General features: G+C 48.6%; 11 protein-coding genes. 2 read left to right on the top strand and 9 right to left on the bottom strand.

From position 1 onward, the window contains the following. Positions 1 to 2: 2 nt before the first annotated feature. From K384_RS01710 to K384_RS01695, 4 genes are all read right to left on the bottom strand, one after another. Positions 3 to 983, bottom strand: a complete 981-nt coding sequence (locus tag K384_RS01710; protein ID WP_157630007.1) for a hypothetical protein — start codon at positions 981 to 983, stop codon at positions 3 to 5. 138 nt (positions 984 to 1,121) lie between these two features. Further along, positions 1,122 to 2,003, bottom strand: coding sequence for a hypothetical protein (locus K384_RS01705; RefSeq protein WP_038028730.1), 882 nt, complete (start codon positions 2,001 to 2,003; stop codon positions 1,122 to 1,124). A gap of 264 nt (positions 2,004 to 2,267) precedes the next feature. Then, the gene (locus K384_RS01700) at positions 2,268 to 2,903 is read right to left on the bottom strand and encodes a DUF4290 domain-containing protein (RefSeq protein ID WP_038028728.1); all 636 of its coding nucleotides are present in this window, start codon (positions 2,901 to 2,903) and stop codon (positions 2,268 to 2,270) included. Positions 2,904 to 2,917: 14 nt separating this feature from the next. Continuing rightward, a complete protein-coding gene (locus K384_RS01695) occupies positions 2,918 to 5,185 on the bottom strand; it encodes an ATP-dependent helicase (protein WP_245605266.1) in 2,268 nt (755 codons plus the stop codon). A gap of 104 nt (positions 5,186 to 5,289) precedes the next feature. On the opposite strand from K384_RS01695, the gene K384_RS01690 reads away from it, so the two are divergent. Both K384_RS01690 and K384_RS01685 read left to right on the top strand, forming a co-directional pair. Beyond that, positions 5,290 to 6,525, top strand: a complete 1,236-nt coding sequence (locus tag K384_RS01690) for a WG repeat-containing protein (protein ID WP_051633013.1) — start codon at positions 5,290 to 5,292, stop codon at positions 6,523 to 6,525. Positions 6,526 to 6,633: 108 nt separating this feature from the next. Continuing rightward, the gene (locus tag K384_RS01685) at positions 6,634 to 7,209 is read left to right on the top strand and encodes a DJ-1/PfpI family protein (RefSeq protein WP_084147078.1); all 576 of its coding nucleotides are present in this window, start codon (positions 6,634 to 6,636) and stop codon (positions 7,207 to 7,209) included. 60 nt (positions 7,210 to 7,269) lie between these two features. Here K384_RS01685 and K384_RS01680 read toward each other — a convergent pair whose 3' ends face one another. The 5 genes from K384_RS01680 to K384_RS01660 form a co-directional block, all read right to left on the bottom strand. Further along, positions 7,270 to 7,869, bottom strand: a complete 600-nt coding sequence (locus K384_RS01680; protein ID WP_038028720.1) for a short chain dehydrogenase — start codon at positions 7,867 to 7,869, stop codon at positions 7,270 to 7,272. Between the two features lie 101 nt (positions 7,870 to 7,970). Further along, positions 7,971 to 8,429, bottom strand: a complete 459-nt coding sequence (locus K384_RS01675) for a VOC family protein (RefSeq protein ID WP_051633012.1) — start codon at positions 8,427 to 8,429, stop codon at positions 7,971 to 7,973. Between the two features lie 81 nt (positions 8,430 to 8,510). Beyond that, the gene (locus tag K384_RS01670) at positions 8,511 to 8,822 is read right to left on the bottom strand and encodes an ArsR/SmtB family transcription factor (RefSeq protein ID WP_038028717.1); all 312 of its coding nucleotides are present in this window, start codon (positions 8,820 to 8,822) and stop codon (positions 8,511 to 8,513) included. Between the two features lie 363 nt (positions 8,823 to 9,185). Continuing rightward, positions 9,186 to 11,864, bottom strand: coding sequence for a TonB-dependent receptor (locus K384_RS01665; protein WP_157630006.1), 2,679 nt, complete (start codon positions 11,862 to 11,864; stop codon positions 9,186 to 9,188). Further along, positions 11,836 to 12,738: a GLPGLI family protein gene (locus tag K384_RS01660; RefSeq protein WP_038028713.1), complete on the bottom strand. Its 903-nt coding sequence runs from the start codon at positions 12,736 to 12,738 to the stop codon at positions 11,836 to 11,838. The genes K384_RS01665 and K384_RS01660 overlap by 29 nt, the downstream gene beginning before the upstream one ends. Between the last annotated feature and the right edge of the window lie 44 nt (positions 12,739 to 12,782).

Here is a 12,782-nt window from a genome sequence, read left to right as displayed (position 1 = left end):
ATTCAATAGTTCTGCGGACTATGAAAGCGATGATACGCCTCATACAGCAGCTTTTCGGTAACCTCCAACGACGGTGCCGCTTCAAGATGAATTGTATTCTTATCAGACTCTACTTCTTCCAATTCGAACAGGCGCACTGCCTGCCCCTTCCTTACCAGCTCTTCTATCTCTTCACCGGTCAGCTGATTGAACGCATCCGGCACACCGGCAGGAAGCAATACAACTTCATGGACAAAAAAAGAAAAATAAATGTAAGTCCTCTCTGCGTTCTTACCGGTTCCGATTACTATGCAATGCTCACGCCCGAACTCATGAATGGCAACACACAGGCGTGTATTGTCTGAAAGAGTAACATGCAACTGCAAAGAAGGCGACCATTCATAGTAATAACGCCAGCCTTCGTTTTCGACTTTCTCTTCCGTATCCAATAGTTGTTGCAAGGGGACGGGCAACTGCCCGTATGTTTCCGAACGGAACCTTTTCTTACGACTGCTGCTATACAATGGAATAACCGAAGCACTCAGGTCGATGGTTGCATCCCTGTGCAGCTCAGTATGCAAACGCTTCATCAAAGCGGGGGCATACTTCGAAAGCGTGTTGTTTATGCTAAGATTCATCAGAAGATTTGTAACTGCCGATGCAAGCACCCATCCTGCATAAATGGCAAGTATTGCGCAAAGAAACACTACCAATATCGTTGCCGCTGCACTCATCCCTTTATAGGAAAGCGGGTTAAAGTAAATAAATGCAAGCGGCAGCAATAATATGAACACACCTATTGTCCCCACCGTAATGATGAAATTACTTACAGGGGCATCATAGAGATTTTTAAATCGCACATCCTGCTTACGCACCTTATTCAACAAAGTCAACAACTCATCCGGCGGCATTTCCTGTATGTGTACTTGGTCGCCTGTGCGGTAGAGGCTCAAGAGCGCAAGGTTGGCAAAGCCGGCTTTGATCATTTCTCTAATTTCTTTCATTGATGCCATGGTACTCTCTTTGCAAAGACGTGGTGAGAAGCGAAAGCCCACAGATGGTAACTACCCAAAACTGACATGACAGTGAAAAGGCAGCCTCGTTGTGCAGATGCCTGTGGGCTTCCCTGTGATTGAGGCGGCTTATGCAGCCTGCCCGGGCTTCAGCATCTGATAAGCCCGGTAGAGCAGTTCCATGGTAATATCGACCGAAGGGGCCAAGTGTATAAGCGCTATCTTGTCTGTGCCGGTTTTGTGCTTCTCTTTTTTTGCCAGACGCACTTTGTCGCGCTTCTCGCCTTCTTTGATTTTTGTTTTGATACCTGCAACCGGTGAAGCCGTCAAGGTCATTTCGGTGGGAATTGCCAAGTTCACCTCATGCACAAAACGCAAGCCGTACTTCGTTTTGGTTTTAACCTTACCACGATAGTTTACCCGGGTTACGGTCTTTTCATAAGGGTATTCATGGATGATGGCACGCAGGCGCGACTTATCTGCCAGAACGGCGTCTATTTGTACCGAAGGGGATATTTCGTAATACTTGGTGCGTGTTCTTCCCCGTTTAGTTTTCTTTTTAAATGCCTCTTTGGAGTATCGCTCAGCCACAAAGGCTGTCAACGCAAGAGGTGCCTCTTCGGCGAGGTCGAAACGCAAACGCTCCAGCAATTCAGGTACATACTGCGAAAGTGTATTGTTTACGTCGGCACGCTTCAATTGTGAATCGGCAACGAAGTAAAAAACAGTGAGAGCAATAAGCAGTACAAAACCTATAATGCCGGCAACTACCGACACAGCGGCCATTAGAAAAACACATCCCACCAAAAGGATTATCAACACCGCTAATAAAATATTTAGCCCTTTCCTTCCTTTATCGATGAACTCATCTTGTTCGCGTATTTGTGCCAGTAGCTTCAGCAAGTCGTCAAGAGGCAGGTTTTGGATATACAAGTGGTTGCCCTCCCGGTAGGGGCTCAACAGGTCTTCCACGACCTTGGCAGCTTTTTGCGCCCGGAGTATGCTTTTCATGGTTATACTTTTTCATGAACTTAAAAAAAACCGAGTAATAGACCTAATATTTGACGTAAAACATTCAGTCAGTTTGTCTTTTTCAGGAAAAAGGAAGCCGCCCGGCTTGCCGGATTGGTGTTGTCTTGCGCCTTTCACCGTTTAGAAGGTAGCTTGTGCTGTGCCAACCGAAGGGGCGCCTCGCTTGCTCTTATCGCACGAATAGAAAAACCGGCACTCATCTTTACAGAGTGCCGGTTTCAATGCCAAGGCGCATGCAGCGGACTACGAGCGGCGCTTGCGTTTCTTTTTATTTTGCTTGCCGTTGCTGTGTCCGTTGCCGTTGCGGTTTTTACTGCTGCGCACGCTCAGGTTATCGAAAAGCCCCAATGACTCTGCCTCTTCCAAAGAGAAAGGCAAGTCGGTGCCTGTCATCTCTTTCAGGTGTTGATAAATCACGGCATTTTCCACACTGTCGTGATTCCACGACAGGCTTTGCATTTTCATCAGGCTGCCGATGTATGCGAAAGTTATTTTGCGCTCTTCTTCGTCTTCTATGGTTTTTGCCATCGCAATCAAGCGCTCTATGTTGCGCCCATAGTGCTTGTATTTCAAATCTTTTTGTGGATAAGGTACGGGGTCGGGGCGGCGATTGAGCTGCTCCGGGTCGGGCATGGGAAAGGGGGCATCCACATCCAAGCGGAAGTCCGTCATAATAAACAAGTCGTCCCACAGTTTGTTATACACATCCTCGCCGTCGCCATAGTTGGGCAGCATGTCTTTCATAAGCTCCACCAACGCATGGGCGTAATCGGTACGCTTCTGCCGGTCTTCAATGGTGAGCAGATATTCTGCCAGCCCTTGTATATTACGCCCATATTCGAGCAACTTAAGGGGTTTTTTCTGTTGGTATTCAAACATAATTGTATTGTTTTTTAATCGTTGGGGTGTACTCTCAATTTGGCAAATTTCAGCAGCAGGGTTTTTTGCCCTACTTCATCAAATTGAATGGTGGCTTTCTTGCCGTCGCCGCTGCCTTCTACGGTCAACACGCGTCCAAATCCGAACTTTTTGTGCTCTACTCGCGCGCCTTCCACCACCAAGCCAATGTCGCTGGGTTGGAAATCTGCCGGCGGGCGATAGCTTGTCGCCTTTGGCGGCATTTGGTTTTGCTTGTACTGCCGGATGGCACTTGCCAAGTGCGCTTTGGTATCGTCACCATTGGGGCGGCTGCTTGCCATGCTGCCCCGCCAGTCAAGATAAGCCGGAGGAATCTCCTGTAAGAAACGGCTGGGGGTGCGGTCTTTTAAGTTACCGTAAATATAACGTTTTTTGGCGAAAGAAAGCGTAAGGCGCTCTTTCGCCCGTGTCATGGCTACATAAAACAAGCGGCGCTCTTCTTCGAGCTCTTCGGCTGTGCCCGATGAAATATAGGACGGGAAAAGCTCTTCTTCCATGCCTACAACATATACCTGCCGGAACTCAAGCCCTTTGGCACCGTGCACGGTCATCAATGACACGGCTTCTTCGTCGTCTTCGGCTTCGTCCACCGAAGTAAGCAGCGCCACTTCCTGCAGGAAAGCACTCAGGCTTTTATCTTCCCTGTTGGGGTCTTGCACAAACGCCTGCACACCATTCAAGAACTCTTGTATGTTTTCGTAACGGACGATGCCCTCCACACTCTTATCTTCATAATATTCTTTGAGCAAGCCCGAGCGCCGTACCACTTCGGTGGCTACCTCGTAAGCATCCCGCTCTTGAATCATCAGCCTGAAAGCTTCTATCATCAGCGTAAACTCTTCGATGGCACTGAGCGTGTTGCCTTTCAGATAACGGTTTGCCTGCTTCAAAGCGCCCCACAAGCCCAGTCCTTCGGTGCGGGCAGCCACCAATACTTTATCTATGGTTACATTGCCCAAACCTCGCTTCGGAAAGTTTACAATACGCTTAAATGCCTCCTCGTCGTTGGGGTTGAGAGTCAGACGCAAATAAGCCAAAATATCTTTGATTTCTTTGCGCTGATAGAATGAAATGCCGCCGATGATGCGGTATTTGACGCCGGCACGACGCAAGGCTTCTTCAAAAGCCCTCGACTGTGCGTTGGTTCTATACAGAATGGCAATTTCGCCATTGGGCAGTTGTTTTTTTAGTTTCTGCTCTTGCAGGTCATCTACCACCAGGCGTGCTTCTTCGTTGTCGCTCCATGCTTCTATCACCTTGATAAGCTCGCCTTTGGGATTGCTTGTCCATACTTTTTTGGGCAGCTGGTTCAGGTTGTGGGCAATCACTTCGTTGGCTGCGTCCACTATCACCTGTGTGGAGCGGTAATTTTGCTCCAAACGCACCACCACCGCTTCGGGGTAATCTTTCTGAAAGTTCAATATATTGCGTATGTCGGCACCGCGAAAAGCGTAAATGCTTTGGGCGTCATCGCCCACCACGCCTATGTTGCGATGCACATTGGCAAGCTTCCGTATAATCCAATATTGAGCCAGGTTGGTATCTTGAAACTCATCGACCATAATAAACTGAAAACGGTGCTGGTATTTGTTCAGCACGTCGAGGTGGTCACGAAACAGCACATTGGTATTGAACAGCAGGTCGTCAAAATCCATGGCATTGGCTTTGAAGCAGCGCTCCTGGTACATTTTGTAAATGGTGCCTATGTGGGGGCGTTCCGCCGCTTCGTCTTCTGCCAAAAAAATAGGATTTGACAAATATTCACGGTAAGAAATCAGGCTGTTCTTGAGCAAAGAGATACGCCCGTGCACATAAGCCGGGCGATAGAGCTTATCATCCAGTTTCAGCTCCCGCACGATGCTTTTGATGAGCGAACGCGAATCGTCGGTATCGTAAATTGTAAAGTCACGGGTATAGCCCAAACGTTGGCCTTCGATACGCAAAATTTTGGCAAACACCGAGTGAAAGGTGCCCATCCATAAGCTGCGTGCTTCGGTGCCCACAATGCGCTCAATACGCTCGCGCATCTCACCGGCCGCCTTGTTGGTAAATGTAAGTGCCAATATTTGAAAAGGCTCCACGCCCAACTCCATCAAACGGGCAATGCGAAAGGTAAGCACACGCGTTTTGCCGGAACCGGCACCGGCAATCACCATCAAGGGACCTTCTACATGCTCTACTGCCTGCCGCTGGGGCTCGTTCAGTGTGGCTAAATATTGCTCCATGCTGTCTTGTGAATTCATGGGGGCAATTTACGAAAAACAAGGCACTTCAAACCGCCCGCCATAAGTGACTGCCTTGCTTTTGAAAACAATAGTCTTTATCTTTTTTTAAAAAAAGAAGCCTCATGAAGAAACACTACTTGCTAAGCCTGCTATTGCCCACGGGCTTTTTGCTCTTATGTCTGCTTGGCGGCTGCGCCAAACGACCGGTTTCCCGAAGCCCGGATGAGAGTGTGGGGCTTTTTCCTTATCGCCAAGGCGAGCGCTGGGGCTTTTGCGACCGGCAAAAGCAAATAAGCATTCCCTGCCAATACGACTATGTGCAGCCGTTTAGCGAAGGCTTAGCCAAAGTAATACGTCATGGCAGTGTGGGTTTTATAGACACCTCAGGCAGGGAAGTGATTGCCCTGCTGTATGACGATGCCGATGCTTTCAGTGAAGGACTGGCCAAGGTGAAACACAAGGGAAAATGGGGGTTTATCAACCGGCAAGGACAGTGGGTTATTGCGCCCCGCTATGAGGCGGCTTCTTCTTTTCGAAATGGTTATGCCGTCGTTAGCCTGCACGGGAAACAAGGCATCATCGACCGGCAAGGAAGAGAAATAGTGGCTGCACGCTATGAACAAATAGAGCCGTTTCACGAAAAAAGGGCTGCGGTGTTGCGCAACGGCCAATGGGGGTTCGTCAATACGAAAGGTGAAGAAATAGTGCCACCGGTTTATGAAGAAGTGGGTCCTTTCCGGGAAGGCTTAGCCCCTGTACGCCGCAACGAGCTGTATGGTTTCATCAATCGAAAAGGTAAAGAAGTGATTCCCCCGCAGTATGAAGAGGTCGATCTTTTTCGTGAGGGCTTGGCACTGGTAGTCACCGATGCACTGGTGGGCTTTATCGATAAAAAGGGCAAATGGGTCATTGCCCCACAATATGACTACGGGGGCGGATTTCACGAAGGGCTGGCCGTAGTTCATGACAAGCGTGGTTATTTCTATATCAATCGCCGCAACGAAGTCGTAATTCCCGGACCTTTTGAGGTGGCTTTTGAGTTCATCAACGGCTTGGCAATGATACGCCAAGGCCGGCACTTCGGCTTCATCAACCACCAAGGCGAGATGGTGATTCCCCCTGTTTTTGATGATGCATGGCATTTTCAGTTTCCGGAATACACATGGGTTGCACAAAACGGCAAGTATGGGTTCATCAACCGGAAGGGACAAGCCATTCTCCCTTTGAAATACGCAGAAGCTTACCTGGTGTCGAAAGAAATGGCTGAAGTGAAGCTGTTCAATGGAAAAACCGGCTATGTGGGCTTGCACGGTGCCGAGTTTTGGGATGAAGCCGACGCCGCGCCCCAAGCCCCCTGACCTTCATACTAAAAACACAAAAAATTCACGGAAAAACAACATTAAATACTTGATTTTCAAAGACAAAAAAACTAACATCATGACATGTTCAACTAAATCTTTACAATCATGAAAAAAGTACTGCTGCTTACCGGCGACTACGCCGAAGACTACGAAACCATGGTACCCTACCAAATGCTACTGATGGTAGGCTACGAAGTGCATGCCGTCTGCCCCGACAAAAAGAAAGGGGAAAAAGTGCGTACGGCCATTCACGACTTCGAAGGCGAGCAAACCTACAGCGAAAAGCCGGGACACTGGTTTACCCTGTCCTATTCTTTCGATGAGGTGCAGCCCGAACAATACGACGGCCTGGTCATTGCCGGTGGACGGGCGCCCGAATACCTGCGCCTCAATAAACGCGTGCTCGACATCGTGCGCCACTTCTTCGAAGCCGACAAGCCGGTAGCCGCCATTTGCCATGGCATACAAATCCTTACGGCTGCGGGCGTGGTAAAAGGGCGCACCTTGACCGCCTATCCGGCAGTGGGTCCGGAAGTAACGCTTGCCGGTGGTACTTTCAAAGAAGTGCCTGCCGACCAGGCCGTGGTAGATGGCAATCTGGTAACAGCGCCTGCATGGCCTGCTCATCCGGCTTTCATTCGTGAATTTTTGAAGCTCATGCGGGAAGAAATCCCTGCCTAAGCAAAAAAAAAAAAAGCGTTTACACTTCATGGGTAGTGGCCATCCACTACCCATGTTTTTTTAATACACCCGCACAATTTGCCCATGTATGCGTCCTTCTACACTCTTGGTATAAGCCTGTATCACCCGCTCCATAGATACGGGCACATGTCCGGGAAAATAAGAGGCATAGCGTTCGGCTGCCGGCTCCACCAAGCCGGGTGATACCACGTTCAAACGCACCCCATAAGGCATTTCCAAAGATGCTGCCTTCACAAAGCTGTGCAACGCACCATTGACCATCGCCGCCGAAGTGGTCTGATAAACCGGATCATCGGCTAAAATACCTGTAGTAAGCGTAATGGAACCACCGGCTTTTACATAGCGGGCGCCTATCTGCACCACTCGCACCTGCCCCATCAATTTGGACTCCAGCCCTATCCGAAAATCTTCTTCGCTCATTTCTTCAAAAGGCGCCCAACGCGCTTCCCCCGCCGTGCATACTACCGCATCGAGCGCACCGGTCTGTGCAAACAACTGCTCAATGGAATCACGGGAGCGCAAATCAACCTTCAATGAGCTGCGTGCATAAGAAGCTTCCAGCACTTCGTGCTTGTCTTTCCATACATGCACCAGAGCGCTACCAATAGTGCCCGTGGCGCCTATGACTAAAATTTTCATGCCTCGAATATTAAAACATTGAACACCTCAGTAAGCAGAACTATTTCGAGCAAAGCAAAAGGCATATACAGGGACAGCCGCCTGCCCCCGCTCCCCCTGCTCTACGATTTACAACAGCTGCTTGCCGCAGTAATCGCCTCGCCCTCGCCTTCTGTTTGCTCCGGTGCCGACCACTCGGCATCTTGATGAAAATAGTAAATTTCCAACCAATTTCCCTCCGGATCCTGCACCCAAAACTTATCTTGAATGGCATAACAGCAGTTCACCCCCTTTTCTTCACGCACGGCTATGTTCTGTGCCAAGCAATGCTTTTTCCAAGCTTCGACCTCTTGTGGGGAGCTCACCCTTATGCCCAAGTGTCCGGGTACGGCAGCTGCCATTTCCGGTTTCAACACAAACGACAACACCCACGGCGGAACGTCCAAGTCGTATTTGGCATAGTCTTCCCGTCTTTTGTCGGGCTGCTGACCCAAAAACCGGCTGTAAAAGTCAGTCATTGCTTCAATATCTCGTGTGTAAAGACTGATGTGTACTTTGGGTGATACGGTTAACTGATTCATGATTTTTTAATTTTTAGTTATTGCAATATTGCGATGAATAAATAAAATCACTTTTGATTTTAATAGCCCTTTTCTTGCTTTTCAAGCTATTTCAGACAAAAAAGACATGATTTGCTGCTTCACTTCCTGCCAGCGTTCCGTGTCAATACAATAGCACAAGCAATTTCCCTCGATGCTTCCTTGAATAATGCCGGCTTCTTTCAGTGCTTTCAAATGCTGTGAAACTGTTGCTTGAGCCAAGCCCAACTCCTGCACCAAATCGGTGTTGATACAACCGGGTGTACTTGCCAAATGCTGCAAGATGGCAATGCGTGCCGGATGCGCCAACACCTTCAACAGCGTACTCAGACGATTCTGCTCTTCACTAAACAGGTTGCTCTTGGTAATCCCCACTGCTTTGCTTTTTTACAAAGGTAGTTACTATTTTTTAATATCGCAATATTACGATGAATATTTTTAAAAACTCTTCTAAAAACAGCCAAGCTTTTCTTCTTTGTCTTTTCGGGCACAAGCAAGAAAGTGCCGATTCTTTTTATTTTGAAAATATGGACTTGCGATTTCTCTCCTCACCACATGGGGTTCGAAATGACAGGTTTCGAGGATCGAGAAGTGACAGGCTTGGTTCGTCACTCCATGCTGCATAAGCGGCTGAAGGCAATGCTCTCTCCGTTTGGTGTTTACCGTAACAGCTTGGACTTGTATTGCGCTGCCACCGGCATTCTTTTGATATGGCGCCTGTTTTTTGAGCAGTACACTTCAGAAGTTGAAATATGCGCCCACTGTCAGGGTGCGTGGACGTAAAAAATAAACGGCTTGCAACAGACGGTTCTGCTCGATAGACTGCTCTACCCACTGCTTTTCATTCCATAAGTTCAGGCAACTAAAAAACAAATCGACCATTGGAAGCCTGTATTGCAAGCGCCCATCGGTTTGCAAGAACTCATATGCCTGCCCCGTTTGCAGATAGTAATACTTGTTTGTCAGCTGCAAAGACCACTTCCCCGCTTTCATGTTTACTTTCGCTTCTATGCTTAGGCTGTTGACAGGGGTGCCCAAGCGTTGCGCCCGGCTCGCATCATAAACATCATTTCTTGTGTATTGTACGTTAGCATCCATATCCAGCCACTTTAAAGGTGACAGCTGCAAGCGTGCGACGTACTGCCACCTCCGCTGATACACAGCTTGCGGCGTACTTTGTTGCCATATCCAGTTGCGTATATGACTGTAATACAGGTTTAAAGTAAGCAGCAAATCCCAAAAGCTCCAGCGTTTATCCAAACCACCGTTGAGCATGTAATGCTCGCTTTGATTGTCGAAAGTCTGTTGACGGCTGCGCAGAAGTCCATTTTCAAAAACAACTTTTGTCAAGAAAGGGCTATGCTGCCGCTCGTATGTTGCCCGCCAATGGAAAAATAAACCTTCAGACAACCATTTGTAATCAAGGCGCAAGCTGGTATTTTGCCTTTCCAGCAGCTGCACCTCCATTCCGTTAGCTGTCAAAGTGCGATAATCGGTAAGCACATAGCCCGTGGGCAGCTGCCACAAGTCAGTGATTTCTTGCTTGCGCTGCCACGACAATACACCGCTCCAGTCGCCCCACCTATAGGCTATGTGTAGTTGGGGCATGAATAGCAAAAAAGCCAGCTGTTGCCTTTGTGTTTCTATGGGGTGGTTGCGGTACCAGCCGCCCATGTAACTCAATGGCAAAGTCCCTTTGAAGTTCCAACGCCCATGCTGCCGTTGCCACTTCAGTGCGAGCTCGCCCTGCTGTTTGAAAAAAGTAAATGAATTGATAAAAGCAGCACTATCTATGCGGCGTGCTTCGGCGTACAGGTCCGAATAAATTCCGGCATATTCCAGCCGGTGGGCTGCCTGCGAAGTCAATTGCCATGCCCCCCATTGCCACTGCCTGTCAAATCCCAAGTCACTTTGGGCATAGGTACTTTGCCAGTGCTGTCGGAGCTGCTCGAATGCCTCCCCACGATTGAGCAGTGCATCATATATACCGGGACGCACCTGCAACTGCTCGCTGCGCCTGCGGAACTGCAAATGGTGATGCAAGTCCCAAAAGCCCCCTTTGGCAAGCTTGCTTTGCCGAAAGGTGTTATTCAAGCGATAGCCTTCACGTGAAATCTCTTGTTGTTGCACAGGCACTTCGGCTTGTAAGTGTCCGGCACCTGTGTCTCCGGCATATTCCAGTTCCAAATGATTGGAAAGAAAATAGTTTTGGGCATTATCTTGATAGCCCACAGAAGCAAGCAGACGGTTTTGTCCTTGCCCAAGCTGCTGCCACTCCTGCTGCCGCAGCGTATCGGTAGGCAAAAAGTAGCTATAATCTGCCTTGTATTGCTGCCAGTCAGTATGACGCCATGCATACACATTGCCCCGCCAAGTAGCCTGCTTGCTTACAGCACGTGAAAGGTTTAAAGAAAGCAAAGCGCTTTCGTTGAGCGGATAGTAAGCCTTCGGTAAAATATTTGCCGAAGGTGTAGGAAAACGCAAAGACAGCTTGTTGAGATAGCCTTGTTGTTCAAGTTGTCTTTCTACCTGCGTCAATACATCAGCGGTATGGTCTATCAAATATTGCGACAGTGACTCACCCAAAGTATTGTAGTAGGCACTGCCCATCAACTTCCACTTTTGATTGACCGACAGGCTGTTCATCTCCCCTCTGTAGGCTTTTGCCGGCATGCCTGCCTCTACTTTGGCAGTACCCTTCAGCTGCATTTTGGCTTCTTCCTTCAGCTTCACGTTCAGTGCTGCCCCTTCCCCTTGGACTACCCCCTGCAACATACGCAAGGGCTGATGCTTTTCATATATCTCTATCTTATCCACATCTTTGCTTTGCAACGCTTTTGTAGCAATGCCGTAGCGCCCTCCCAAAAAGTCGTCACCTTCGATGTAAAACTTCCGTATGGCTTCACCTTGGTAAAATATGCGTCCGTCGTCACTCACCTCTATACCGGGCATGCGGCGCAGCACATCAGCTAAAGTGCGGTCTTGCGCTTTGGTGAAGGACGCCACATCATAAACAAGGGTATCGCCCCGGCGTTGCACGGCGGCATCGCGAATAACCACCTCTTCGAGGGCAAAGGCAGCTGGACGCAAGCGCAAAATCAAAGGCGAAGGCAGTTTATTTAAAGGCAACTCGAGGGGCTCATAACCCATGAGGCTTGCCTGGAGGCGTGCTCCGGCAGGCAGTCCGTCCGGCAGGGTTAGCACAAACCGCCCCTCAGCATCAGTGATGGCATAGGCAGCGACCGTATTTGCTGAATCAAGCAGCAAGACAGCAACACTTGGCAAAGGAACAGAGCTGCTGTCATCCAGCACTTGCCCGTTCAAATTCTGTGCCCACAAGCCACGAACCCCCAACAAGTACAATCCCAACAAAAGTCCCCAACAACAATTACCTGTTCTTTTGCTTTTTATTGACATAAAACAGTTCTAAAGGATTATAGGAAGCTTGTTTATGGTACTTTTTCACGTATTCTTTTAAACTGAGTCTTTCGCCATCCGGAGTGCCTATTTGAATTTGGTCAGATGTAATACCTATCCCACTGTTCAAAGCATACTCCACGTCGGTGCTTATGCGCTGTTCTTGTTCTGCATACTCTTCATAGGGCATCATACGGTAGGGTTTTCTTTCAAAGGGAGTGAGCTCAGAGTAAGTGATTGCCTCTGCTTTGTCTTTGACAGGGCTCACCTTCAGCAATGAAAAGCGGAAATTATGCTTGCTGTCGCCGGCTTCCACAACCAGCCCCGGCAAGCCTTTAAGCTTCCAAGGACCTTCGGGTAAAGGTAAGGCAGTGGTAAACCAAACCTCCCAATGGCGCCCCCGGTAAAAAGTAGTTGCTTTTTGACATGGCAACAGACGGCTGCTGTCGGCTATTGCCAATTGTTTTCTTTCATTTGTAATGGTCCATTGGGGTACTTCCATCTCTTCGCTATAACCTATGGCATTCGTCAGCACCTCATTTTGCCATGTATAACTGCCGGCTTGCGGATAGTTCGTAAAAAGAATCCAAGGGGATGCCGTACACCGGTACTCGCCCGGATTAGCCAATATCATAGCCGGGGTAGCCGAGCGTTTCTTTTCCACACAGGCTTCATAATCCAAGCTATAAAACTTAGATACCCGCCTGCCTACCTCCAAACGCATTACCTCATAGCGCGAAAAAGTGGCTTCGGCAGAGTCTGCCTTATGTTCAAAGGCATAGTCTATATGCCACTGAGCCGTATCTACGGCAATTTGCGCCGAAACAACACGCACAAAAAAAAGTGCAATAACAAGTAAATACAACTTCTTCATACTACGTATTTATTTAATCAAGCTTAAACATAAAATAATAAAGA

Origin of the sequence: Thermonema rossianum DSM 10300 (assembly GCF_000426825.1) — a bacterium.
Lineage (GTDB): Bacteria > Bacteroidota > Bacteroidia > Cytophagales > Thermonemataceae > Thermonema > Thermonema rossianum.
The sequence above is the reverse complement of the archived record's forward strand: the minus strand, read 5'-3'. Positions and strand labels throughout refer to the sequence as shown.